Annotated in this window: 25 protein-coding genes; 10 read left to right on the top strand and 15 right to left on the bottom strand. The window is 45.2% G+C overall.

Going from position 1 to position 22,619, the window contains the following annotated elements:
- Nucleotides 1-339: 339 nt before the first annotated feature.
- The 8 genes from ACNAZ4_RS11675 to ACNAZ4_RS11640 form a co-directional block, all read right to left on the bottom strand.
- A complete protein-coding gene (locus ACNAZ4_RS11675) occupies nucleotides 340-1,488 on the bottom strand; it encodes an FAD-dependent monooxygenase (RefSeq protein WP_415814607.1) in 1,149 nt (382 codons plus the stop codon).
- A 318-nt stretch (nucleotides 1,489-1,806) separates the two neighbouring features.
- Nucleotides 1,807-2,178: a monovalent cation/H(+) antiporter subunit G gene (gene mnhG, locus ACNAZ4_RS11670; RefSeq protein WP_415814606.1), complete on the bottom strand. Its 372-nt coding sequence runs from the start codon at nucleotides 2,176-2,178 to the stop codon at nucleotides 1,807-1,809.
- Complete coding sequence (locus tag ACNAZ4_RS11665; protein WP_415814604.1) at nucleotides 2,156-2,446, bottom strand: Na(+)/H(+) antiporter subunit F1; 291 nt, start codon at nucleotides 2,444-2,446, stop codon at nucleotides 2,156-2,158. The genes mnhG and ACNAZ4_RS11665 overlap by 23 nt, the downstream gene beginning before the upstream one ends.
- On the bottom strand, nucleotides 2,446-2,922 hold the full coding sequence (locus tag ACNAZ4_RS11660) for a Na+/H+ antiporter subunit E (RefSeq protein ID WP_415814603.1): 477 nt from the start codon (nucleotides 2,920-2,922) through the stop codon (nucleotides 2,446-2,448). Before ACNAZ4_RS11660 ends, ACNAZ4_RS11665 begins: the two co-directional genes overlap by 1 nt.
- 6 nt (nucleotides 2,923-2,928) lie before the next feature.
- On the bottom strand, nucleotides 2,929-4,410 hold the full coding sequence (locus ACNAZ4_RS11655; protein ID WP_415814601.1) for a Na+/H+ antiporter subunit D: 1,482 nt from the start codon (nucleotides 4,408-4,410) through the stop codon (nucleotides 2,929-2,931).
- Complete coding sequence (locus ACNAZ4_RS11650; RefSeq protein WP_415814599.1) at nucleotides 4,403-4,744, bottom strand: Na(+)/H(+) antiporter subunit C; 342 nt, start codon at nucleotides 4,742-4,744, stop codon at nucleotides 4,403-4,405. Before ACNAZ4_RS11650 ends, ACNAZ4_RS11655 begins: the two co-directional genes overlap by 8 nt.
- Nucleotides 4,744-5,166 (bottom strand): Na(+)/H(+) antiporter subunit B, encoded by a 423-nt coding sequence (locus ACNAZ4_RS11645; protein ID WP_415814598.1) that lies wholly within the window; start codon nucleotides 5,164-5,166, stop codon nucleotides 4,744-4,746. The genes ACNAZ4_RS11650 and ACNAZ4_RS11645 overlap by 1 nt, the downstream gene beginning before the upstream one ends.
- On the bottom strand, nucleotides 5,153-7,570 hold the full coding sequence (locus ACNAZ4_RS11640; protein ID WP_415814596.1) for a Na+/H+ antiporter subunit A: 2,418 nt from the start codon (nucleotides 7,568-7,570) through the stop codon (nucleotides 5,153-5,155). Before ACNAZ4_RS11640 ends, ACNAZ4_RS11645 begins: the two co-directional genes overlap by 14 nt.
- Before the next feature lie 265 nt (nucleotides 7,571-7,835).
- Here ACNAZ4_RS11640 and ACNAZ4_RS11635 point away from each other — a divergent pair, with 265 nt between their 5' ends.
- Nucleotides 7,836-8,039: a hypothetical protein gene (locus ACNAZ4_RS11635; protein ID WP_415814595.1), complete on the top strand. Its 204-nt coding sequence runs from the start codon at nucleotides 7,836-7,838 to the stop codon at nucleotides 8,037-8,039.
- A 156-nt stretch (nucleotides 8,040-8,195) separates the two neighbouring features.
- Nucleotides 8,196-8,753 (top strand): YufK family protein, encoded by a 558-nt coding sequence (locus tag ACNAZ4_RS11630; RefSeq protein ID WP_415814593.1) that lies wholly within the window; start codon nucleotides 8,196-8,198, stop codon nucleotides 8,751-8,753.
- Between the two features lie 60 nt (nucleotides 8,754-8,813).
- On the opposite strand, the gene ACNAZ4_RS11625 is transcribed toward ACNAZ4_RS11630, so the two are convergent.
- On the bottom strand, nucleotides 8,814-10,607 hold the full coding sequence (locus tag ACNAZ4_RS11625; RefSeq protein WP_415814591.1) for a transglycosylase domain-containing protein: 1,794 nt from the start codon (nucleotides 10,605-10,607) through the stop codon (nucleotides 8,814-8,816).
- Nucleotides 10,608-10,852: 245 nt separating this feature from the next.
- Between ACNAZ4_RS11625 and kapD the strand changes: the two genes are divergently transcribed.
- Nucleotides 10,853-11,476: a 3'-5' exonuclease KapD gene (gene kapD / locus ACNAZ4_RS11620; RefSeq protein WP_415814590.1), complete on the top strand. Its 624-nt coding sequence runs from the start codon at nucleotides 10,853-10,855 to the stop codon at nucleotides 11,474-11,476.
- A gap of 40 nt (nucleotides 11,477-11,516) precedes the next feature.
- Here kapD and kapB read toward each other — a convergent pair whose 3' ends face one another.
- Nucleotides 11,517-11,903, bottom strand: a complete 387-nt coding sequence (gene kapB / locus ACNAZ4_RS11615) for a kinase-associated lipoprotein KapB (protein ID WP_415814589.1) — start codon at nucleotides 11,901-11,903, stop codon at nucleotides 11,517-11,519.
- A 104-nt stretch (nucleotides 11,904-12,007) separates the two neighbouring features.
- Between kapB and ACNAZ4_RS11610 the strand changes: the two genes are divergently transcribed.
- Both ACNAZ4_RS11610 and ACNAZ4_RS11605 read left to right on the top strand, forming a co-directional pair.
- Entirely contained in the window at nucleotides 12,008-12,757 is a 750-nt protein-coding gene (locus ACNAZ4_RS11610; protein ID WP_415814588.1) for a peptidylprolyl isomerase, read from the top strand.
- A gap of 73 nt (nucleotides 12,758-12,830) precedes the next feature.
- On the top strand, nucleotides 12,831-13,043 hold the full coding sequence (locus tag ACNAZ4_RS11605; protein WP_415814587.1) for a hypothetical protein: 213 nt from the start codon (nucleotides 12,831-12,833) through the stop codon (nucleotides 13,041-13,043).
- Between the two features lie 401 nt (nucleotides 13,044-13,444).
- Here the strand turns inward: ACNAZ4_RS11605 and ACNAZ4_RS11600 are convergent, their stop codons facing one another.
- Entirely contained in the window at nucleotides 13,445-14,080 is a 636-nt protein-coding gene (locus ACNAZ4_RS11600) for a DNA-binding response regulator (protein WP_415814584.1), read from the bottom strand.
- Nucleotides 14,081-14,496: 416 nt separating this feature from the next.
- Between ACNAZ4_RS11600 and ACNAZ4_RS11595 the strand changes: the two genes are divergently transcribed.
- Nucleotides 14,497-14,946, top strand: a complete 450-nt coding sequence (locus ACNAZ4_RS11595) for a hypothetical protein (protein WP_415814583.1) — start codon at nucleotides 14,497-14,499, stop codon at nucleotides 14,944-14,946.
- A gap of 48 nt (nucleotides 14,947-14,994) precedes the next feature.
- On the opposite strand, the gene ACNAZ4_RS11590 is transcribed toward ACNAZ4_RS11595, so the two are convergent.
- Entirely contained in the window at nucleotides 14,995-16,164 is a 1,170-nt protein-coding gene (locus ACNAZ4_RS11590) for a MalY/PatB family protein (RefSeq protein WP_415814582.1), read from the bottom strand.
- An 85-nt stretch (nucleotides 16,165-16,249) separates the two neighbouring features.
- Here ACNAZ4_RS11590 and ACNAZ4_RS11585 point away from each other — a divergent pair, with 85 nt between their 5' ends.
- Nucleotides 16,250-16,510, top strand: coding sequence for a DUF1871 family protein (locus ACNAZ4_RS11585; protein ID WP_415814581.1), 261 nt, complete (start codon nucleotides 16,250-16,252; stop codon nucleotides 16,508-16,510).
- 19 nt (nucleotides 16,511-16,529) lie between these two features.
- On the opposite strand, the gene ACNAZ4_RS11580 is transcribed toward ACNAZ4_RS11585, so the two are convergent.
- The 3 genes from ACNAZ4_RS11580 to ACNAZ4_RS11570 form a co-directional block, all read right to left on the bottom strand.
- Nucleotides 16,530-17,384, bottom strand: a complete 855-nt coding sequence (locus ACNAZ4_RS11580) for an alpha/beta fold hydrolase (protein ID WP_415814580.1) — start codon at nucleotides 17,382-17,384, stop codon at nucleotides 16,530-16,532.
- Nucleotides 17,385-17,643: 259 nt separating this feature from the next.
- Entirely contained in the window at nucleotides 17,644-17,889 is a 246-nt protein-coding gene (locus tag ACNAZ4_RS11575; protein WP_415814578.1) for a helix-turn-helix domain-containing protein, read from the bottom strand.
- Nucleotides 17,890-17,982: 93 nt separating this feature from the next.
- Nucleotides 17,983-19,326: a sodium-dependent transporter gene (locus ACNAZ4_RS11570; protein ID WP_415814576.1), complete on the bottom strand. Its 1,344-nt coding sequence runs from the start codon at nucleotides 19,324-19,326 to the stop codon at nucleotides 17,983-17,985.
- A 274-nt stretch (nucleotides 19,327-19,600) separates the two neighbouring features.
- Between ACNAZ4_RS11570 and ACNAZ4_RS11565 the strand changes: the two genes are divergently transcribed.
- The 3 genes from ACNAZ4_RS11565 to yugI all read left to right on the top strand — a co-directional run bounded on the left by ACNAZ4_RS11565 (nucleotide 19,601) and on the right by yugI (nucleotide 22,350).
- Entirely contained in the window at nucleotides 19,601-20,158 is a 558-nt protein-coding gene (locus tag ACNAZ4_RS11565) for an RNA polymerase sigma factor (protein ID WP_415814575.1), read from the top strand.
- Complete coding sequence (locus ACNAZ4_RS11560) at nucleotides 20,151-21,836, top strand: hypothetical protein (protein ID WP_415814574.1); 1,686 nt, start codon at nucleotides 20,151-20,153, stop codon at nucleotides 21,834-21,836. The genes ACNAZ4_RS11565 and ACNAZ4_RS11560 overlap by 8 nt, the downstream gene beginning before the upstream one ends.
- A gap of 121 nt (nucleotides 21,837-21,957) precedes the next feature.
- On the top strand, nucleotides 21,958-22,350 hold the full coding sequence (gene yugI, locus ACNAZ4_RS11555; RefSeq protein ID WP_167834649.1) for a S1 domain-containing post-transcriptional regulator GSP13: 393 nt from the start codon (nucleotides 21,958-21,960) through the stop codon (nucleotides 22,348-22,350).
- Nucleotides 22,351-22,619 lie beyond the last annotated feature (269 nt).

Below are 22,619 nucleotides of genomic sequence, written 5' to 3'. Positions count from 1 at the left end.
CCAGCCGAATTGGCTGGTGTTTTTTTATGATTTGGACAGTTTAGGAGGGAAACTGTTGAAGCTGTCCGAAGTAGCATAAAGTTCGGACAGGTTAGGAGAGAAAACTGGAGAAGCTGTCCGAAGTGGCCCGAAGTTCGGACAGGTTTGAGGATAAAAGAGCAAAAGCTGTCCGACGTAGCCTGAAGTTCGGACAGGTTAGGGTGAAAAACTGAAAAAGCTGTCTGAAGTAACATGAAGTTCGGACAGGTTAGGGAGCAGAATCAAAAAAGCTGTCAAAAACGAATTGTGTTTTTAACAGCTTTTATAAGAATTCTCTGAGGCAGCCAAAGCAAAACTCAATCACATTGTATCCATATCCTCCTCGATTTCAATGACTCGCCGCAGTTTTTCATTATGGAAGGAGGCTGGTGCCATCTGGAGCAGTTTATTCCGGATGGAGCAAAGAATCGGGAAGTCGACTTGTGATGCAAGGCCGTAGATTTTCATTTCATTTTTTATCAGCTTGGTCCGCTCGGTTTTGTGCTGTGCATATTTTTTAAAGGCTGCCAATCCTGTAGCTTCTTTGCTCACCCATTTTGCCAGGTAGACGGCGTCTTCAACTGCCTGTGAGGCGCCCTGACCGATATTTGGCATGGAGACGTGGGCGGAATCACCAAGAAAGAGTATGTTTTTGGAGTGCAGGGGTGTCAAGGGCTTTAATTCATAGATATCGTCGTAAATAATCTGGTCAGCTGAGGTGTTTTCCAATAGCTGCTGAATTGGGTCATGGTAGTAGAAGAAGTTGAACAATAGGTCAATAGAGCTCCATTTGCCGATGTTGCTGTGTTCTGGCGTTTTTTTAAAGGCATACCAAAAAACCTGCTGATCGGGTAATGGGGCGATTCCGAATCTGCCTCTTGCTCCCCAGGTTTCGGTATACTCATTGACCTGGAGCGGAGTGTCCTCAATCAAGCCTCGCCAGCAGGAATAACCGGTGTGAATCAGCCGGCTGCTGGGGAACAGCTTCGATCGAATGGGGGAGGCTGCACCATCACAGCTGATCAGATAGTCCGTGTCCACGGAGGTGCCATCTTTGAAAAATAATGTCACAACCTTGTCATGGGTAAAATCAATCAAGTGTTTCTTCGGATGAAGAGATCCAGGCAGCAGAGCATCCAGTAATATTTTTTGAAGGGAAGAACGATGGATGAACAGGTAGTTCGGGATATGGGACGGGTCATGGTAGTTGAAGGCGGCAATCGTATTCCCGCAATCAGACTTCAGCAGGCATCCATCCGCATCCAGGCCATTAGCCCGCAATTCAGGTCCCAAACCCATGATGTAAAAGGCTCTAATTGCATTGCCGCTTAAGATCATCCCTGTGTCAGGCTCGTGAACCACTTTTTCTTTTTCATATATCTCCGCATGGATTCCTTGTTTTTGCAGGGCCACCGCTGCGCACAGTCCACTGATTCCGCCGCCGACGATTGAAATTCTTGCATCCTCCATTTTTCTCCCTCCATTCCGTCAGGCTGGCTATTCACCTTAACTATACGTCAATGCTCCGGCAGTTGGTATGGATAAAATTTGAAATTTCCATGGACAAAAAAAGGCCATCAGGTGGATATACCCGATGGCTTTCATTTGTTGTATAGCAAATTATAAAAGTATTATGTGTGGACAACTACAAATGGGTGTCTTAATCCAGCTTCAGCGCCTAGCCCCTCGAGACACTTGGGTCCTGCCAATGAAGTCAAAGAACGACTTCACTGTCAGGACCTCCAGCGCTTGTCGGGGCTGAACGAGGCGCTTGCGCTTTTTGTTCAGTTATTTGGATTGTTCTGCTTTCAACTTTTTCCGTGCTTTGGCTAGGTCATCCTGGACAGTACGGTCCGAAAGCTTAACCCCGCTATTATAGGCTGCTCTTGCAATCAAATGTCCCGCAACAGGTGAAGTGAGGAAGATGAAAGCAATACCGAGCAGCAGCCGCGAATTGAAATGGCGTTCAATCAGCCAGAAGTAAAGGAAGGTGCCAAGCAAGACGAGCATGACGCCCATCGTGGCACTTTTCGACGCTGCGTGATTCCGTGTATAGACATCCGGCAGCCTGATCAGCCCGAAGGCAGTAACAAGGCTGAGGAACGCGCCGATCAGAATGAACAAGCCGGCAAAAAACTTAACGATCTCCATCTCTGTCATATTCCATGATTACTCCCTTCTCAAGAAACTTTGAAAAGGCGACTGTACCGATGAATGCAAGAATCCCGATCAACAGGATGATATCGAGAAATGCACTCGTATCAAGAAGAATGGATACTAAAGCAACCACGGAAACCAGGCTGATGCCGATCGCGTCAAGGGCGACAACCCGGTCAGCTACTGTCGGCCCCTTGATTACACGGTAAGTAAGGCCGATCATTGCAAGTGATATTAAGGTAGCGGAAATCCATAGAACCGCATCGAACATTATCGGCTCACCTCCATGATCGCTTTTTCAAACGTGTTTTTGATGCTCTGGATCGCTTCGTCCGCATCACTGATGTCCATCGCGTGTACATACAGGATCTTGTTGTCATCAGAGATATCGACCACAAGTGTTCCAGGAGTCAAGGTAATCAGGTTTGCGAGCATCGTAATCTCCCAGTCCTGATTCAATTCAGTCGGGAAAGCGAAAATCCCGGGCTTGATATTTAGCTTGGGCCTTAGGACTGCCTTCAGTACTTCTATATTTGATAGGATCAATTCCTTGTTGAAAATATAGAACAAGTTCACCACTGCCACTACTCGTAACAAATAGAATCGGCTGTTGAAGAAGCGGCGGAAAATATAAATGATGAGCAGGCCGAAGAAATACCCGACGAAAAACGAAGCCGGGGAGTAGGAAGTCTTAAGAAACATCCAGACAAAGGCCAGAATGAAATTCAGCAAGATTTGAAAAGCCATGGCTCATCACTCCTTTAAAACAGCATTGATGTAGATTTCCGGATTGGCCAGCGTTTCGGCAGCATTGGATATGACCGGATAGAGTGCTTCCGTTCCGATGCCGTACAGGACAGCGAACGCGGTCAGGACAGCAGGTGCGAATAGAAGCCATTTCACTGGAGCTTTTTCCTCACCCTTATAGGTTCGAGGTGTTCCCCAGAAGCCCCGGATGAATATTTTCATGACGGAAAACAGGACCAGTAGACTGGACATAAGGACGACGAACGCACCAACATAGCTTCCGTTTTCAATGCCCGAACGGACCAGCATGATTTTGCCTGCGAATCCGCTGAGCGGAGGAATACCGGCAAGTGCCAGGGCTGCGATGAAGTAGGTCCATCCTAAAGCAGGATATCCATTGATCAGGCCGCTGATTTTATTCAGGTCACTCGTTCCTGTAATGGCAATGATGATACCAATCAAGAGGAAGAGTGTCGCTTTGATGTTCATGTCATGAATCAGGTAAAACACTGAGCCCGTGAGAGATTCTGGTGTCAGGACCGAGACCCCGAACAAGATGACCCCGACGGCCACGATGATGTTATAGATGATGATTTTCTTGATGTCGGTATATGCGATTGCTCCGATGACCCCGGCGATGATCGTCAGGATCGAGAGAATCTGCAGCAATTGATGCGTGTAGCCGACATCATGGTAAAAGAACAGCGTGTAAGTCCTGGTGATCGAATAGACACCGACTTTTGTCAGCAGTGCTCCGAACAGAGCCATGACTGGCGCAGGCGGTGCGTAATACGATCCAGGGAGCCAGAAATAAAGCGGGAAGATCGCGCCCTTCAGACCGAAGACGATCAGGAATAAAACGGCGATCACCGTAATGATGCCTGCGTTTCCGACTTCGCTCAGCCTTACAGAAATATGTGCCATATTCAGCGTTCCGACCACCGAATACAGATAGGCGACAGCGATAACGAACAATGCAGATGAAATAACATTCACCAGTATGTATTTAATCGATTCGCGGAGCTGGATTTTTGTCCCGCCCAGCACAAGCAATACATAGGAAGACATCAGCATTACTTCGAAAAATACAAACAAGTTGAAAATATCGCCTGTCGTGAATGCTCCGTTGACACCCACAATCAGGAAGTTGACGACAGGGTAATAGTAAAATTTTTCACGGGCTTCTCCTATTGATTTAAAAGAGTAAATCAAGGCCGCAAAAGCGATGATACTAGTCGTCAAAACTAGCAGGGAAGATAGCATGTCCGATACGAGGGTAATTCCGTACGGTGCTTCCCAGTTGCTGAGATTCATGGTTTGGATGCCATTGTGATATACATGGTTTGCCAGCAGATAGGCGGCAATGATCGTGATGAAGCTGCTTATTGCCGAAATCCAGCGCTGCGCCAGGATGTTTTTCGTGAAAAAGATAAGTACTACCCCTGTAATCAGAGGAATCAAGATGGGTAAGATGATTAAATTATTCATGTCCTTCCTTTCCTCTCAAGCGATCCATATTATCTGTTCCAAGCTCCTGATAGGCACGGTAGGCCAAAACAAGGAAGAAGGCTGTGACTCCAAAGCTGATGACGATCGCCGTCAGGATCAGTGCCTGTGGCAGCGGATCGACATAGGAGGAAGCATGTTGTCCCAAGAGGGGAGCTGCGCCTGTCTTCAGGCCTCCCATCGTCAATAGGAGCAGATGGGCACCGTGGCTCAGAAGGCCTGTACCGATAATGATCCTGAGCAAGCTTTTTGAAAGCATGAGGTAAGTAGCTGTCATAAATAATATTCCAATTAGAAAAGCCATTAAGATTTCCATTATTCACTCTCTCCAATCGTTTGAATAATGGTCATTGTCACACCAATGACAACAAGGAAGACCCCTGTATCAAACAATACCGCTGTATGCAAAGATGTTTTCCCCAATAGCGGGAAGTTTACGTAAGTATACGCATGGGTCAGGAACGGCATATCGAAGAATAACGCCCCAGTACCGGTTCCAATTGCAAAAAGCAGGCCGACAGCGACCATTTTAATATAATCGATCGGCAGAATCGTCTTAACTGTCTTAATATCGAATGCAAGCAGAAGCAGGACAATCGCCCCTGAAGTCATCAATCCGCCAATAAATCCACCGCCTGGATGGTAGTGGCCCGCAAAAAACAGGTGGATGGAAAAGAGGATGATGACAAACAGGGTGAACTTTGTAACAGTCTGGAGGATTATATCATTTGTTTTCATCCAATTCTTTCCCCCTCGTCAGCCGAAGCTTGATCATCGCGAAAATCCCAAGGGCAGCGATGCCAAGGACGGTAATTTCAAACATGGTATCAAAGCCGCGGAAATCAACAAGGATGACGTTGACCATATTTTCGCCGCCAGCTTTCTTATAAGTGTTTTCCACATAATACTCAGAAATCGAGCGGAACATCTTGTTGCTGTGGGCAGATAAGGCAATCATCGTCACGATCGCTCCGACGCCGATCGCGATCACCGCGTTCGTTGCCCTGAAGCGAATCCGCTCCTCGTTCCTTCTGATCTGTGGCAAGTGATAAAACGCCAGCAGGAACAGCGCTACAGAAACCGTTTCGATCACAAGCTGGGTCAGTGCAAGGTCAGGCGCCCGGAAAATGACGAAGAATAATGCAACTGTATAGCCGACTGCACCAAGCAGGATGATCGAAGTCAATCTTGATTTGGCGAATAAAATCATAATCGATGATACAGCAATGATTAACACCAGGATGACTTCGATAATGTGAACTGGGGCGATCTCGCTGAAGTCCATTTTAAATGCATTTTTATAGAATAGCGTCGATGCCAGGATCAGGATAAAGAATGAGAAAATGTACACGAGATAGGATCTGATGAACCCTGTCATATAAGACTTCGTGACATTTTTGGACGCGAGCTGGATAAGTTCCAGGCCGCGGTCATAAAAATGATTCAACGCAAGACGTTCCGGGAATTTGCGATAAACGCCAGTCCATTTTGGCATGAACTTATAGAGCAGAATTCCAATCGTAATGACACCGATCGTCATGAACAATTCCGCTGTCGGACCGTGCCAGTGTGAGATGTCGACGTCAAAGCCTTCACCGTTTTCCAGGAGTGATGGCAGGATGGCTCCCATTGCCGGCGATATGATGTTGTGTGAAAGTACATTCGGGAAAATACCGAAAATGATCACGAGTGATGCCAGGATGACTGGCGAAATCAGCATGCCGATTGGTGCTTCATGCGGTTTCTTTTCCAGTTTTTCAGGCTGGTACTTGCCCGTGAAGGTCTTGAATACATACATCATACTGTAAAGGAATGTGAACACACTTGCTGTCCAGGCAATGACCGGGAACAGGACTCCCCACGTATCCATATTGAAAATATCCATTTCAGCCACTCGAAGCATGCCTGTAAAGAACATTTCCTTACTCAGGAATCCGTTGAATGGCGGAATTCCGGCCATCGAGAAGGTTCCGATGATGGCAAGCGTAAATGTGATCGGCATGAAGTTCATCAAACCGCCAAGCTTGCGGATATCCCTTGTCCCAGTTTCATGGTCGATGATTCCTGTCACCATGAACAGGCTTCCTTTGAACGTGGCGTGATTGATCAGATGGAAGACAGCGGCTGTGACCGCAACTATATAGTAGCCATCCTTAATCGTGCCATAATGCAGCGCAGCAGCACCAGCGCCAAGAAGCGACATGATCATGCCAAGCTGGCTGACAGTTGAGAATGCAAGAATTGCTTTTAAATCGGTCTGTTTTACCGCAGAAAAAGAACCCCAGAACAATGTGAGCACACCGACTCCGGCAACGAGCCACACCCACGTGCCTGAATGGGCAAAAACCGGCGTCATTCGTGCGACAAGATAAATACCGGCCTTAACCATCGTTGCCGAGTGCAGATACGCACTGACAGGAGTAGGAGCCTCCATGGCATCAGGCAGCCAGATGTGGAACGGGAACTGCGCTGATTTTGTAAAAGCACCAAGCAAGAACAAAATCAGGGTCGCGGTAAATAAAGGATGATTGATGACTTGATTGGACATTGCGATTGTTTCGGAAATGCTGAAGGTTCCGGTGATGATATAGAGCATCAGGATTCCCCCGAGCATCGATAATCCACCGAAAACAGTGATCAGCATCGATTTTTGGGCACCATAGCGTGAACGTTCACGCTGGTTCCAGTAGCCAATCAACAGGAATGATGAAAAGCTCGTCAATTCCCAGAACGTATACAGCACAATCAGGTTGTCCGACAAGACAACGCCGAGCATCGCGCCCATGAACAAAAGCAAGTAGACATAGAATGTATTCAGCTTTTCCTTGTCCGGAGACAGATAATAAATCGAATATAGCACAACAAGAGCGCCAATTCCGGTGATCAGCAGGGCGAAAAGCAGCCCGAGGCCGTCAACTTTCAGCGCGAAATCAATCCCAAGCGATGAAATCCAGGGCACCGTTTCCATGACAGTGCCGCCATGGCCAGTAGTGCCGATGAACCGCAGGAAGTACGCGAACAGCACGGCCGGAAGCGGCAGCAGGAACCAGCCCGTATGGATACTCTTGAAATACTTATGTAAAAATGGAATTAAGATCGCGAGTAAAAGCGGTGATAAAACTGCAAGGTGTAGTAAAGACAAATGATAATACCTCCTTATTTAATTCCAATTTAATGGCTTAACATTATATTTTTTGCCATTTAACCCAAGTTCATGCCCATAACTCACTGATGAGAAAATTATATCGTAAAAAAGATGGGGATGCATGTCAACGCCCTTGATAATCAAGGTTTTCTCAATCGGACTCCTGCAGATGGCTAGATCACTTCCCGTATTCCTCTTTGTTCGAGGGTGAATAAAATCCTGATTGATTATGCATACTAACAGTGAATAGGGGGGATAAGCCATGGCCCGAAAGCTGATTGTATGCGTTGGGATATTCCTGAGTTTGTTAACGGGGTTCATGTTTCTCGATCAAAGGGATGACAATGAGTTGTCAAATAAAGGACCTGGAGTGCTGAATGTCCAGCAATCAGATATGGACGAGGTTGAAACAGCTGAATTCATTCCATTCGGTTCAAGAGAATACGTCCGGATTGTGCCGCAATAACTCCAACCTGTTCATACGGATGAAAAGCGAAAAGGTTTCAAAAAAATAAAAGTTCCTTTAAGGGGCTTTTTTTTTTTTGTTTTTATTGCCAGCGTTCTCCATTTCTTTCATAATGAGGAATGATAGGAATACGCAGGAATTGAGTGAACACCCAACATGAAGAATGCTTATTTTACAAGTTACTTTCCTTTGATTTCCATCCTGATGTTCAGTTTGGCTCTTTCCGTCCGCACGGAGATCGAGCTGCTGTCTATCCTTAAAAATGCCGGGGTTTATGATGGCATGATGGAATTTTTTTCGGACACTGGCATCAAGCTGTCATTGCTTGCCTTATTGATGGTCGTTTTTTTTATGGTATTCGCTGCCCTGAAGCTGATTGCGGATACGATCAATGAGGTCAGCCTGTTATTTTTTTCGGTCGATCACGATGGTGAAAGCCTGAAAGTAATCCGCAAAGGTTCGGTCATTTATTTTGCAGGCGGGATTGCAGCGCTGGTCAGCTTTTTCAGTTTCATCGGAATTGGGGCTATATTCTTATTGGCCACCATGATTTATTTCATTTATTTTGTCTATAAAATCAGCCCCAAGCTTACAATGGCAGGATTGATCGGAACGGTTTTCTTCCAGACCATCCTCTGGAGCACCCTCGTACTTGGTGTAGTCTACCTGGCGGTGAAAGTATACAACAGCCTGCTCGCAAGCTTGCCGATTTAAATGCCGACCAATTCATTTGGTTGGCATTTTTTATAGGGAAAAACCGGGCATGGGCCCGGTTTACTTTTTCATGATGTCACGCCAGATCAGCAGATGGGGTGACTGATTGTTGATGGCTTCCATGCTTTGCGGCATGTCTTTGCCGACCCAGACTCCTGCGGTAAACGGACCGTTGAAGCCGATGAACCAGAAATCCTTGTAGTCATTTGTGGTCCCGGTCTTTCCGCCGGCTTCCGGACCGACACTGGCCGCTTTTCTTGCTGTTCCCGAGGAAACGGTTTTTTGCATAAGGGATCTTACTTTTTCGATGGTGCCTGGATTCCACACCTGGGCTGGTTCCTCATCCCATTTATAAAGGAGCTCGCCCGCCTGGTTGGTTACTTTCACAATTGCCCGCGGTGTCAGATAGAATCCTTTATTGCTGAATACCGTATAAGCGGACGTCAGCTCAAGCGGGCTTACCCCGGTCGTGAATCCGCCTACGGCTGCTGCGGGGACATGATCCTGGTTTGTCACATTTTTGAATTTGAAAGCCTGAAGATCACTGAACGCTTCATCAACGCCTACTTCCTGCAATATCCTTACTGCCGGGGTGTTATACGAACGGGTGAACGCTTTTTCAAGGGGAACCATCCCATAGGCAGCACCTCCATAGTTTTTCGGGCAATATCCCTTTATGCAAAGAGAGCCGGCATTAATCTTTGAATCGATGCTGGCGGCATATCGTTCGAAATAGGGAGCGTACACGAGTAGAGGCTTGATGGCTGATCCCGGCTGGCGGAATGCCTGGAATGCTCTATTGAAATCGCCGCTATGATATTTTTTTCCTCCAGCGAGAGCAACGATCCTGCCATTCTCATGATTTATGACAGCTGCTGCCCCCTGAACCGATGCATCCGGCAGATGGGCTGAGATCGCCCGGACAGCCTCTGTCTGCCTGTCAATATCAAGACCTGTGTAGATTGTGACGCCTGAGCGCAACAATTCCTCGATCTTCAGGCTTAACTCCTCTGGATCCTCGATCTTTTCCTTATGAGCAATCAGATCCCGAAGTTCGAAAAGGGCATAAGATGAATAATCAGGATACAGATCTTTACGGGAATCAACCTTCAGCAAAATGGGCTCCGTTTTCAATTCCTTAGCTTTTTCTGCGCTGATTTTTCCGGTTTGTGCAAGCTGGTCGATCAGCCTTTCCTGCCGCGCTTTAGTCCGCTTGAAGTGCTTGATTGGATTATAATAGGTCGGGTTATTAGGGATGGCGGCAAGGAATGCCTGTTCCGCCTCCGACAGCTCCAAGGGTTGCTTTTTAAAATAAACATCTGCCGCAGCCTTGATTCCATACGCATTATTATGAAAATAAATCGCATTTAAATACTGCTCAAGAATCTCTTTTTTTGAAAAAGTCCTCTCAAGCTGGTATGCATATAAAACCTCGCTCAGCTTCCGGTTATAGGATTCATGGTGGTTCAAATACTGGTTCCTGGCAAGCTGCTGCGTAATCGTGCTTGCGCCCTGCTGGATTCCATCTGCCTGCATGTTGATGGCGAATGCCCGGCCGATCGCGGGCAGGTCAAAACCGGGATGTTTTTCAAAATTACGGTCTTCAGAAACAATGAACACCTCTTTTATGAAATCGGGGATTTCCTGCCCCTCTGCATAACTCCTGTTCATCGGCCGGTAAATTTCGGTGATCACCTCGCCGTTTGCTGCCAGGATGTAACTCGTCTCCGAAAGCTTTGTCCCCGAGAGGTCGATCTTTTCATCCAATGTTTCATTGAAGCTGACAGCCTTGCCTGCTTCTGTAGAGGTCAATATGACAACCGCCATGAAAGCGGGAACCAATAGAAAGATCATAAGATAGCCTGTAAAAATACGCACGGTGATTCCTTTCTTCCCTCAAAATGTGAACTGTCACTCCTCATAATATCGGAGCGAGGCTGAAAATATTAATTTCTTTTGCACTGTCAAAAAAATGACAAGCTTAAAATGCAGAAAATTAAAAAAAATGTTAAGAAACGTGCTATAATAGAAAAAATAATGCAGCGAAAAGCATATACTGGTTACATACAACTACTGGCTTTTCAGAAAGTTGGGGAAGCATGAGCGAAAAAGAAAGGACAACATTATTTATTGACTTTGAATTCACGATGCCTGACCGGAACAGCAGAAGACAGGGATTTTACCAGGAAATCATCGAAGCAGGGGCCGTCCTTGTCGAGAACAATAAGGTGATTGAAGAATTCTCATCTTATGTAAAACCAATGCGGTTTCCAATTTTGACGGAACGCTGCCGTTCATTCCTGAATATCTCCCAGGAACAGGTAAACTCCGGGATCCTGTTCAAGGATTTGGTGGAGAAGCTCAAGTCACTTGGCGGGAACAAGAATTGCCAGATCGTGACCTGGGGGAATATGGACATGAAGGTGCTGCAGCAAAATTGCCAGCAGGCTTCGGTCGGTTTTCCGCTGCCAGGTAAGCAGATCGATCTTTCGATGGAGTATAAGCGATTCTTTGGCGACCAGAATCAGACGGGTCTTTGGAAGGCAGTACAGGAATATGGAAGGGAAGGAACCGGGAAACATCACCGCGCCCTGGATGATGCGCTTACGACTTACCATATTTACAAGCTCGTGGAGAAAGACAAACAATATCTCCAGAAGCCAGAACCCGCAACAATCGGGGACATGGTTGATTTCTCGAAACTGCTCAATAAATTCGCATAAAAAAGCCAGATTGGAATGAACAATCTGGCTTTTTGCGTATTCACTGATTCCTGAAATAATCTTTTTCCAGCGAATCCAGGTTTCTCATGCTTTGCTGGGCCCACGTGGAATCATCGGCTTCGAGTTCAGCACGAAGCTTGCCTGTTGCTTCTTTTAATGATTCAAGGTAATCGGGTATTTCACCCTCGAATGGCTTGACCATTTTTTCCGGGATGTTTGCCTGTTCGCGGAAGGATAGTGCTTTCCGTTCATGGAAAAACCCTACCGCTGCGTCCTTAGGATTGTGAAGGTCGCCCTGCATCGGATGCTTCGCGACAGCGAGGACGCGCACTAGATAATGCTGCGGGCGCCGTTCCGTGATTTCACCTATGTACTTTCCGGTTTTATAAATGGCGGTCACTTGGTCGCCAATATTCAATTCAGCCATGAAGATGCCCCTTTCGGAATCTTGGATTTCTTTTATTATAGCAAATATCAGAGATGCAAAACATTTTGCAATCGTTTAAAGTGTCTATAGGAGGGATACATATAATGACTAAAAAAATAATGGCAGTATTATTTTCAATGATGATCGTTCTTGCAGGCTGCGGCACCGCCGGGGAGAAGCAGGAGGCGGACAAGCCTAAGGAAGAAACATCGAACGGCGGACAGGCAGCAGAGGAGAATCTTGACTATCCTCAAGCCACAGCAGAAGTCCAGGATAACGAGAGACTTGTTGAAATGGTCACCTCGATGGGAAAAATCAAAATCAAGCTATTCCCTGAACAGGCGCCAAAAGCCGTTGAAAACTTTATCAAGCATAGTGAAGATGGCTACTATGAAGGCATCATCTTCCACCGCGTCATTGATGGGTTCATGATCCAGGGCGGCGATCCACAAGGAACAGGCATCGGAGGCGAGAGCATTTACGATGGTCCTTTCGAAGATGAGTTCTCAAAACAGCTCTTTAATATCCGCGGCGCATTATCAATGGCCAACTCCGGCCCGAACACAAATGGCAGCCAATTCTTCATCGTCCAGAACAAGGAACTGGATGCTAGTTTCCCAGAGAAGTTAAAGCAGGCAGGTTACCCTGAAGAAGTCTTGAAGTTGTATGAAAATGAGGAAGTCCTTAAGATGTATGAAAGTGGCGGCGCGCCTCACCTTGATCACAGACACACCGTCTTCGGCCAGGTAATTGAAGGCATGGATGTCGTTGACAAAATCGCTGCTGTTCCTACAGGTGCCGCGGACAAGCCAGAAAAAGATGTCGTCATCAAAAAAATCAATGTACTAAAATAAGAAGCTGTTCGCGGTTGGACGAAGCTCCAAACCTTGCTATAATGTTTGGAGAGCAGATGAAAGGAAGATGAGAATGAGTAAGTGGTTAGTCATCTCATTGTTTTTATATTTCCCGGAAGACAAGACAGAATATATCCCCGCCGCGATCACCTCACTCGTATTCCTGATCGGGGCCATCCTAACGATGCGATTCATCATCAAAGTATCGAAGAAAGAAGCCCAGAAAGCAAAAGAACAAGAACAGGAAATCATGAAGCGATTGAATGATACAAACGAGAACAGCTGATTCACTGGCTGTTCTTTTTTTTGTGGGTGAATAATTGAGGAAAATGTTGAAGTTTAAAAATGGATTTTGAAGAAGGAAGTGTCGATATGTATGAAATATTGACTAATGACTAGATCAAAATTAATTTATGATGTGGCTCACCGATACTTTCTTCCTTTTGATTAACGAAACTCCTTAAAGGAAAAAATAACCGGAAAATTTCCGGCTAAATACAAAATGCAGTTCATTTAGACGTAAATAAGGGGAGATTTTCCGCTTATGCAATATTAAATACCACATTTTCACGCTTTTTTAATCAATAAGCGGAATTTTTCCGCCTATTTGAGCTATTTTTGATGAATATTTTTATTTAAGCGGAATTCCTCCGTCTATTTATCTAACCGGGTCCTTAACCTGATCACCTAATCGATAAGAGCGGATTCTCTTGGTTCCAGATGCGGGATCAGCATCTTTTTATCTACTAATTGAGAAAGTACTTTTTTTACAGTCTTGTCACTTAGATTTAAATACTTCTCGAATTCTATAGGGGTTATGTCTTTTCCCTTTCGTATTACTAGCCGAAGTACTTCCTTTTCAAGAAAGGACAGAGATGTCTGGTCTAACTCATCACCCAGCCATCGGCCTATCACTTGCTGAACAACCTGTTGGCATCTACGGGGATTCTCTTTCACTTGGTCAAAAGAAAAGCGGATCACGGTCCATCTATCAATTACCAGCTGGTTTTGACGTTCCAGATTATCGGAATATTGCCATCTGCTGATGTTCTTTAGGTGAGGGCCATATCCGTCCACCTCAAAACAAATCCGGATGCCGGGGCGGATATATGCAAAATCCAAATACCTTTTTCCATCCTTGAAATCATCCACTTCATATTCAGGGTGTAGATGCTTGAATTGGTAAAATAATGGCCACCATACTTGCTTCAAAAACAACATTTCAGCCTGCTTGTGACCTTCTTGCAGGCGGCGCAACCGTTCACCGGTTCTTGCCTGTAAGTGAGCATTCAAAAAGGTCTGGTATTCTTCTTCAAAACCCATCCATCTCTCTCCTATCTAAAAGAATATTCAAAGCATAGGCAATCAATAAAATCTATCTCCATTTCGATTCATTATTTTTCTGATGAATTTTTGTGAAAATTAACAAGGTAGGTGATAGCAAAAAAAGAGGGTAAATATTGCCTCCATGGAAGAAGAGTAATCAAAAGAATTGCGGGGCAGTAATATTCCGAGAAAAATCGTGGGTAGAACTAATTTTAGTTTAATGGAGTTCAAATAATTGTCAATCCATTAAGTTATCGAAAATCAACAGTCTGATTTGACAGAGCCTAAATGTACCAAATTAGTTGAAAATAAGGTTTACCAACAACAAATCCAGGGTAAATGCCACCTTTTCATTATTTCACTAAAACGTTATAATACAATTTATATTCTAAAATCAAGAGTAGGGGTATGAATTGAAAAACATACAGATAGAGAAGATAGTCGAAAGGATTCTTGTCCAATCTGGCAGCAGTGTTCAAGTTGAGCTTGAGGAGTTTTTCCCGGGAGACCGTTTTGCGGGCGGGAAATATAATTTTGGAAGTCATACGATTACGTTATATATTGAGGAGATCAAGGCACAATGCCTGCAGGTCTTTTCGTCATTGGATCATTTTGAAGAGTATCTTGCCATTGTGTTTGCTCATGAGATTGGGCATGCAGAGGATCGTGAACTTGCGGAGCTGATCCAGAAGATGGAGGAAGCCGGCAACGATGTGCTGAAGAAGAGGATTGCCCTTCAGATTGAGAGGAATGCCTGGGATTACGCGCGCATGCTGATTCCGGAAAAACTGCATTCATTCATGGATACAATTATCGGCTATTCCTTGGAGCCATATTACGAGGCGCTGGAAGTGAGCGCATAAAAATGGAGCTATCCCGAATGGGACGGCTCCATTTTTGTTTTAAAAAGTCTAGCAGAATGCCTTTTTCAATCTTTCAAGTCCTTCGTATAAGGTTTCCCGCGGGCAGGCGAGGTTCATCCGGACGAAGCCTTCACCGCCTTCGCCATATTTCGTTCCTGGTTCGAGCCCCAGTTTTCCTTTTTCCAAAAGCTGATTCTTGATCTCTTCATCGCTTAAACCAAGCTCGCGGCAGTCGATCCAGAGAAGGTAAGTCGCATGCGCCTTCATTGGTTTGAGCGCTGGCAGGTGTTCAGCAATAAAGTCAGTGGTGATTTTCATATTCTCATCGAGGTAGACAAGCAATTCCTCGAGCCATTCCTCTCCTTCCCGGTAGGCAGCTTCCATACCGGCAATCGCAAAGGCGTTCAATGTGAAAAAGCCCTGCTGCTCCTGGACCTCCTTGAATTTCGCCTTCAGCTCCTTGTTCGGGATCAGTGCAGCGGATGCCTGAAGTCCTGCTAGGTTGAAAGTTTTGCTTGGCGCAACGAAGGTGGTTGTAATCTCCCTGAACTCTTCCTTGATTGAAGCAATCGGAATATGGACATTAGGCTTGAACACCAAATCTGAATGGATTTCATCTGAAACAATCAGAACGCCATGCTTCACGCACAGGTTGCCGATTTTCTCCAGTTCCTCCCTCGTCCATACCCGCCCCCCTGGATTATGCGGGTTGCAGAGAATGAACATCTTCACATCATCCTGAAGCTTGGCTTCAAAATCTGCAAAGTCCATTTCAAATCGGCCTTTTTCAACCACTAAATTCGAAGTGACCAGAGTCCGGTTATTATTCTTGACCATGTTGAAAAATGGCGTGTACACAGGAGAGTGAACGAGCACCTTATCGCCTTTTTCTGTATAAGCGCGAATCGCCGTGCTGATTGAAGGGACGACGCCTTCGCTGAAAAGGATGGATGACTTCTTGAACTCACAGTCATGGCGCTTCTTCATCCAGTCCTGGATGGCTTCTGTCACCGACATCGGGACAAAAGTATATCCGAATATACCGTGGTCAATCCGGTCCTTCAATGCATCAGTGACAGCCTTAGGAGGATGGAAATCCATATCCGCGACCCACATCGGCAGGACATCGTCTTTGCCGAAAACTTTTCCGACAGCATCCCATTTCACTGAATGCGTGTTGCTCCGGTCGACTACCTTGTCAAAAACTATTCTTTCCATATGTACGCACCGCCTTTTTCCTGAAAAATTTATCTGACCCTAAACTTATGATAAAATATTTTTAAAAAATAATCAGGTGATTGGATTGGAATCGAAAGAACTTAGCTATAAATTAATCGATGTTTTGAATAAATGGGATCCCTTCAATGTTGGCGAAGGCCAGTTCGATCCGGAAATCGCAGACATCCTCCAGGCTGTCCATGATTACAATGAGGGAGATAAAATCGCCGCCAGGATCCAGTCCGTTTTCGAGTTTTCGTTCGAACAGGTCCTGCCATATGATCAATGCCTGTCAATTGCAAACACTTTGCTGGCGATCAAGAATGAAGATGTATGCTCCTTATAATAGCGGGGAACGGCAGCCATCAGCGGCTGCCGTTTGCTGTTGCTTCAACTGTTTCCTCTGCCACAATGAAGCGATTGATAAGCTGGTGCACATCTTCCGGGCGCTCCTCGGGTACAAGATGACCGGTATCCTTTAAGATGACGAGCTCGGAATGCTTCAGGTCATTATTCAACTTCCTGCCGATCCGGACAGGTACCACTTTATCATGCTCACCCCAGATGAGCAGGCATGGAGCTTTGATTTTCCTCAGTTCCTCGGCTGAAAGATCCCCTTCACGGTGCCGGATCATCATCGTCAACGCTTTGAATATATCATCTTCGAAAAAAGGCGATAGATACCCATACAGCATTTCATCATTGATCATTGAATGATCATAGACGACGTTCTGAAGGTTTTGCTTCACTCCCGAGCGGGCCAGATGGAACTTTACATACAGATGGAAATAAGGAATATAGCTGGACAGGACGAGCGGAAGGCTTGCCTTTTTTAAATACCCCGAACTGCATAGAAGGATGCCCTTCTTCGCGTGATCCGGGTGATGCAGCAGGATATTCATGGCGATCTGTCCGCCCATTGAGTGCCCGACAACATTGAATTCCCGGATGCCGAGCGATTTCATCAGTTCAACGACCGTCGCAGCAAGGTTCTTATACGAATATTTAAAACTAGATAGCTTCCCGCTTTTTCCAAAGGGAGGGAGGTCGACAGATATGACGTTATAATCCTCTTTCAGCAGCGGAATCAGATGCCTGAAGCTGAAGGAAGAAGAAAGAAAACCATGCAGCAGGACAAGGGTTTCCTTTGCGTCAGGGTTTTGGTAGTGCTCGTAATAAAGATCGATTCCTCTTACAGTTTTATTCCTGGCGAATTCCATCGGCGTTCACTCCTGACATAGTAGGGAATGTAATGTATGCCATTTATTTTCCCCGCGAATCCAAAGTTCACACAAAAAAATGCTCTGAAAACAAAAAAAGATGGACACCAAAATGGTATCCATAAAAAAGGGGGGAATACTAGAAAGCCTTATGGAATTAGGATAACCAGTTTGGCAGAATCATATACCTCTGTTTAAGGAATTTTTTTGCTGCAAAAAAAAAAGAGCAGGGATCAGTTCCTGCCTGCTCATCTATCCATTATACACTGGTTGATTTTTGGTCGAGTTCTGGCGGTGCAGCGTAATAAACTTCTCCCATCAGTTCGGATGCCGGGACATCGAGGGCTGTGGAAATTTTCATTATCGTCTGCAATTTAGGTGTTTGCTCGCCGCTTTCGTATCTTTGGATCGTTTGAGTCCCCACCCTGATTTTTAAAGCGAGCTCCTCCTGGGATATTCCGGCTCGTTCACGGCACATTTTGATATTATGTCCAATTGCAGTCATCGCTCTTCACCTCCAAAAATAAAATATCTCTTACTATAAGTTTAACATTAAATTTTTGAAAATATCGACAATAATGTGAACGTTTTCTTAACTTTAAATTATACCGATTGACTGGAGGAAAACAAAGGCGATGCCAATTGGCACGATGTACTTGATCAAGAAATACCAGACCCTGAAAAGCACCGGGTTGGTTCTTTTTCCTTCTTCGAGTTCGTTTCGGACCAATTTCCTCGGAAGCACATAGCCGACGAAAATAGCGATAAAAAAGGCTCCCAGAGGAAGGGCGATATTGCTTGTAAGGAAGTCGGCAAGGTCAAAGAATGTTTTTCCGAAAAACTTTACGTCCGACAGAACTCCAAAGGACAGGGCATTTGGTATTCCAGCGGCGAATACGAGCAGTCCGCCAATCCAGGCATATTTCTTCCGCTTTCCTTTGTCACCCTTCGAGAGGACGGCAACGATGATCTCGAGGATGGAAAAAGCGGATGTCAGTGTAGCGAATAACAGCAGAATCAGGAAAATCGTCAAGAATAATCCGCCAAAAGCCAATTGATCAAAAACGGCTGGCAGCACGACAAAAACAAGTCCGGGACCTGCCTCGGGCTCAAAACCAAGGGCGAACACTGCCGGAAAAATCACGAGGCCGGCGAGCAAGGAAATCAGGATATTCAAGCCGACGACTGAAAACGCTGACTTTGCGAGACTTTCGCCTTTTGGAAGGTAAGAAGCGTAAGTCACCATGACGGATAGGCCGACACTCAGTGCAAAAAAGGACTGGCCAAGGGCCATTAAGATCGTCTGCCCTGTAACAGCGGACCAATCAGGCTTCAAGAAAAATTCAACCCCATCCATGGCTCCATCGAGTGTCAATGATCGGATCGCAAGGATGATGAACAGGATGAACAGCGATGGCATCATGTATTTGCTTGCTTTTTCAATGCCCTGCTGGACACCGCCCTGCACGACCAGGATGGTCATCACCAGGAATAATAGCTGAACTGCGACCGCTTCAACAGGATTTGAGATTGTCTGTTCAAAAGCGGCTCCGTACTCTGCCTGTGTCAGCCCCGAAAGTGATCCCGTAAAGCTGCGGGCAAGATAGGACAAAATCCAGCCTCCAACGACGCTATAGAAAGAAAGAATCAGGAAGGAAGCAACGACACCGCCATATCCCAGCAACGGCCACAGGCTTTTCGGGGCGAGATGCTTATAGGACATGACCGCGTCCTTTTGGCTATTCCGGCCAATGATGAACTCAGCCAGCAAAATCGGTGCACCTATGAATATAGTCATCAGAAGGAAGAATATGAGGAAGATTCCGCCTCCGTTCGTTCCTGCCATATAGGGAAACTTCCAAATAGCTCCGAGTCCAATGGCTGACCCCGCGGCTGCCAGGATGAACCCAAGCTTAGAAGTCCATTGTTCGTGCTTGTTCATAAGAAAACTCCTTTAATAATCTGAAAATTTATATTTTCTGATAAAATCAAAAAATACCTTTTCATGTTACTATTTTTTCTGAGAAAATCATAGCATTTTCAGATTATAAACATTTATTAAGCTTTTTGTTATTTTTTTGAAACAAAAAACAAAAACCGCCGTTTTATAGGTAAAGCTTTCGCAATCAGAATACGGGGCGCAATCGGCCGAAGCCGCTCCAGACTAACCGTGGGAAGCACCTGATTAAAGATACGTATAAGTTTGGGGGATCCAAATGAATGATGATGAATTAGTATTCCGGGCAAGGAATGGAAATATGCAGGCATTTGCTGAGCTGATTGATATCCACACTCCGACCGTCCGCCGCTTTGCCTTCCAGCTCGGGAACAAATATGACGACATAGATGATATCACACAGGAAGTGTTTGTCAGGGTGTACCGCTTCATGGACCAATTTTCACATACAAAATTCACGACCTGGCTATATAAAATCACCTTGAATGTGACGAGGGATTTCGCTCGCAGCAAACAAAGGCAGATCAAGAAGGTATTGAAGATTGGCAAGGAACGCACATACAACGGGAAAACAGCAGAGGAAAGCATCCTTCGGTATGAGGAAGACAGAGTGCTTCATGAATGCATTCAAAAAATGGATGAGAAATACCGTATCCCGATCGTCCTCTTTTATTTTCACGATAAAAGCTATGACGAAATCGCGGATATCACCGGTGCATCACTTTCAAATGTGAAGACTCGGATGTCACGAGGGAAAGAACACCTGAAGAAGCTGCTCACTATAGCCGAAAAGAAGGAGGGTGCAAACCATGGATGATCAGTTATTGGAAAAGAGGCTGGAGAGCCTGAAAAAATCATACGACGACATGCCTGAAGATGAGAATCGTTCAGTGATCCTTGCGGCTATCAAAAAGGATCAGAAGAAGCAGACAAAGCAGAAATGGTTTCACCTGCCGTACGCCGCGAGTTTTATTGGTGTGGGGATGATTGCCGGTGTCCTGATGATGCAATATATCGGGGATCATGCACCTTCTGAAGAGAAAACAGAACAGCATCAGGCAGCACCCGGTGAAAACAATTCCGGTGAGCTGAAAAAATCAGAAGTGAAAGCAGTATTTGAGGACTTGGAGAAGTATTATCAGAAGCGGGAACTTCAGACTAAAGAAAAGCTGGGTTTCTTATCAGGCTTTGACAATTATCTATATCGAAACATTCCATGGGAACTGAAAGACGCGGAAGCCGCCTTCCTGTCAAACCTGGAAGCCTATAGACAAACTGATTTGGAGGATACCAGAAAAAGATTTACCAGTGAGATCGATAATGCTTTCACCATGCCAGCAGAGATAATCGATGAGCTTTTGCAAGAAAAAAGCGACGAAGTTTCCCTGGGTGGACCAGAAGAAATTCTCCTTAACCAACTGGAGTCATTTTTGGGGGCGTATTATCTTTCGATGACATTTTACGAAGCTGATATAAATAAAGCCATTGAAAAGGAAAATATTGCCGGAGTTATTAAAAAGATGAATGCTGGCGGAGCTGGTCTTTCTTCCAAATCTCTAAAAGAGATGTCCTCCAAGGCTGTTGATAATGGTTATGCTTTTAGGGAAGAATCTGGCAGTATCGTTCCTTATGTGGATTTTAGCGGCCTTGCAGATCGCCTTCGCGGAGCAGTGAATGAAGATTTTATCAAGTATTTGGAACTTCGGACCCACAGAGTTCAGGACCATAATGGAGAGGTCATTTCCTTTGAGAGCCTGGCAGATTTATTGGTAAAGGTCGAAAAAACGATGTCAACGGTGAGCGATGAGGTCATCGAGGAGAGAATGAGGAATGACGCAAAGACACTATATGCCCTCTTCGTTGTCAGTCCACATATTTATATGGAAAGTGACGAGTTGAAAGATGAAGTCAAACAGGCATATGTATATATGCTCAAAACCTATCCGGAGACCGATACAGCAGCTGCGGTGAACAGGATGTATAAAAAGATGGAAGCCAACCAATTCCTCAAGCCCGCAGATGGCGATGAGCTTGATTATCCATTATATTTGGAGTTACCTGATCAGTTAAAACGGGCTGATGTCATTAACAAAGAAGTGCTTCCGCTCCCGGATTCATTGCTTTCGAGCTATAAGGAATTCGCGGCTAAGAAAAATTTCAATATCCTTAAAAATTACGGCCCGTTTGAGATCATGCAATTGTACTTCCATGCAGCAGAAGCCGGCGATTATGAGACAAAATACGCATTATACAGCAAACAAAGCGACCCTCCGCCAAAAGAGCAATATATCAAAGAAATGAAGGAAGCCGCCCCTGAGATGAATCTGAGCAAGACGTTAAAAGGGTATGAGTTCGCTTCTCTTTACCACCCGGCGGATGATCCGGAAAAAGTGATCGGTATCCAGCTTCATTACAACGACCGGCCAGATGGCCCAGTCTTCCAGATGGTCCAGGAGGATGGTTTCTGGAAAGTACAATATTTGCCATTCCAATAAGCTGATATGGAAACACTCATATTGAATTAACTTATTCTTTTTGATAAATGCTACAGAATATGATATAATTTTTAATTGCGTATTAATGGGATAAAATAAAACAATATTTAGGAGTGTTTCCATGTCAGAAAATATTCAAGTAGGCAGCGTTTTAACAGGTAAAGTAACAGGAATCCAGCCATACGGCGCTTTCGTAGCATTAGATGAAAATACACAAGGTCTTGTGCATATTTCAGAAATCACACACGGTTATGTTAAGGATGTTAACGAGCACCTTACAGTTGGCGATGAAGTGAAAGTGAAAGTTTTGTCAATTGATGAAGCTGCTGGAAAAATTGGTTTATCTATCCGTGCTACTGAAGAAGCACCAGAACAGCCACAACGCGCTAAAAAGCCACGCAGCAAGCGTCCAGCGGCTGTAGTTCAGCACCAGGACGACTCAGCTCAAGGCTTCAACACGTTGAAGGATAAGCTTCAAGAGTGGATCAACCAGTCAGATATGGCTAAAAAATAAGTTTTAACGAGGAACCGGACATTGCGTCCGGTTTTTTTATTTTAGTCTGACAGGCACAAAGGGTCACTAAGAAAGCTGATTGGTGCTCAGAAACTCCAATAACTGGGAAAACAGTACACCAATAAAGCTAATTGGAGCCCCTAAACACCAGAAACTGGGAAAACAGTACACCAATAAAGCTGATTGGTGCCCTAAAACACCAGTAACTGGGAAAACAGAGCATCAATAAAGCTGATTGGTGCCCTGAAACACCATAAACTGGTAAAACG

The organism is Mesobacillus thioparans (assembly GCF_965138835.1).
Lineage (GTDB): Bacteria > Bacillota > Bacilli > Bacillales > Cytobacillaceae > Mesobacillus > Mesobacillus thioparans.
The sequence above is the reverse complement of the archived record's forward strand: the minus strand, read 5'-3'. Positions and strand labels throughout refer to the sequence as shown.

Excerpts from the sequence above, each read along its gene's own strand:
- ACNAZ4_RS11675 (WP_415814607.1), bottom strand. The coding sequence starts at position 1,488 with ATGGAGGATGCAAGAATTTCAATCGTCGGCGGCGGAATCAGTGGACTG.
- ACNAZ4_RS11625 (WP_415814591.1), bottom strand. The coding sequence starts at position 10,607 with ATGATCTTTCTATTGGTTCCCGCTTTCATGGCGGTTGTCATATTGACC.
- ACNAZ4_RS11600 (WP_415814584.1), bottom strand. The coding sequence starts at position 14,080 with ATGGGTTTTGAAGAAGAATACCAGACCTTTTTGAATGCTCACTTACAG.
- ACNAZ4_RS11605 (WP_415814587.1), top strand. The coding sequence starts at position 12,831 with ATGAGTAAGTGGTTAGTCATCTCATTGTTTTTATATTTCCCGGAAGAC.
- ACNAZ4_RS11570 (WP_415814576.1), bottom strand. The coding sequence starts at position 19,326 with ATGAACAAGCACGAACAATGGACTTCTAAGCTTGGGTTCATCCTGGCA.
- ACNAZ4_RS11645 (WP_415814598.1), bottom strand. The coding sequence starts at position 5,166 with ATGAAAACAAATGATATAATCCTCCAGACTGTTACAAAGTTCACCCTG.
- ACNAZ4_RS11655 (WP_415814601.1), bottom strand. The coding sequence starts at position 4,410 with ATGAATAATTTAATCATCTTACCCATCTTGATTCCTCTGATTACAGGG.
- ACNAZ4_RS11630 (WP_415814593.1), top strand. The coding sequence starts at position 8,196 with ATGAAGAATGCTTATTTTACAAGTTACTTTCCTTTGATTTCCATCCTG.
- ACNAZ4_RS11575 (WP_415814578.1), bottom strand. The coding sequence starts at position 17,889 with ATGACTGCAATTGGACATAATATCAAAATGTGCCGTGAACGAGCCGGA.
- ACNAZ4_RS11635 (WP_415814595.1), top strand. The coding sequence starts at position 7,836 with ATGGCCCGAAAGCTGATTGTATGCGTTGGGATATTCCTGAGTTTGTTA.
- ACNAZ4_RS11590 (WP_415814582.1), bottom strand. The coding sequence starts at position 16,164 with ATGGAAAGAATAGTTTTTGACAAGGTAGTCGACCGGAGCAACACGCAT.
- kapB (WP_415814589.1), bottom strand. The coding sequence starts at position 11,903 with ATGGCTGAATTGAATATTGGCGACCAAGTGACCGCCATTTATAAAACC.
- kapD (WP_415814590.1), top strand. The coding sequence starts at position 10,853 with ATGAGCGAAAAAGAAAGGACAACATTATTTATTGACTTTGAATTCACG.
- ACNAZ4_RS11665 (WP_415814604.1), bottom strand. The coding sequence starts at position 2,446 with ATGTTCGATGCGGTTCTATGGATTTCCGCTACCTTAATATCACTTGCA.
- ACNAZ4_RS11660 (WP_415814603.1), bottom strand. The coding sequence starts at position 2,922 with ATGGCTTTTCAAATCTTGCTGAATTTCATTCTGGCCTTTGTCTGGATG.
- ACNAZ4_RS11565 (WP_415814575.1), top strand. The coding sequence starts at position 19,601 with ATGAATGATGATGAATTAGTATTCCGGGCAAGGAATGGAAATATGCAG.
- yugI (WP_167834649.1), top strand. The coding sequence starts at position 21,958 with ATGTCAGAAAATATTCAAGTAGGCAGCGTTTTAACAGGTAAAGTAACA.
- mnhG (WP_415814606.1), bottom strand. The coding sequence starts at position 2,178 with ATGACAGAGATGGAGATCGTTAAGTTTTTTGCCGGCTTGTTCATTCTG.
- ACNAZ4_RS11580 (WP_415814580.1), bottom strand. The coding sequence starts at position 17,384 with ATGGAATTCGCCAGGAATAAAACTGTAAGAGGAATCGATCTTTATTAC.
- ACNAZ4_RS11650 (WP_415814599.1), bottom strand. The coding sequence starts at position 4,744 with ATGGAAATCTTAATGGCTTTTCTAATTGGAATATTATTTATGACAGCT.
- ACNAZ4_RS11560 (WP_415814574.1), top strand. The coding sequence starts at position 20,151 with ATGGATGATCAGTTATTGGAAAAGAGGCTGGAGAGCCTGAAAAAATCA.
- ACNAZ4_RS11610 (WP_415814588.1), top strand. The coding sequence starts at position 12,008 with ATGACTAAAAAAATAATGGCAGTATTATTTTCAATGATGATCGTTCTT.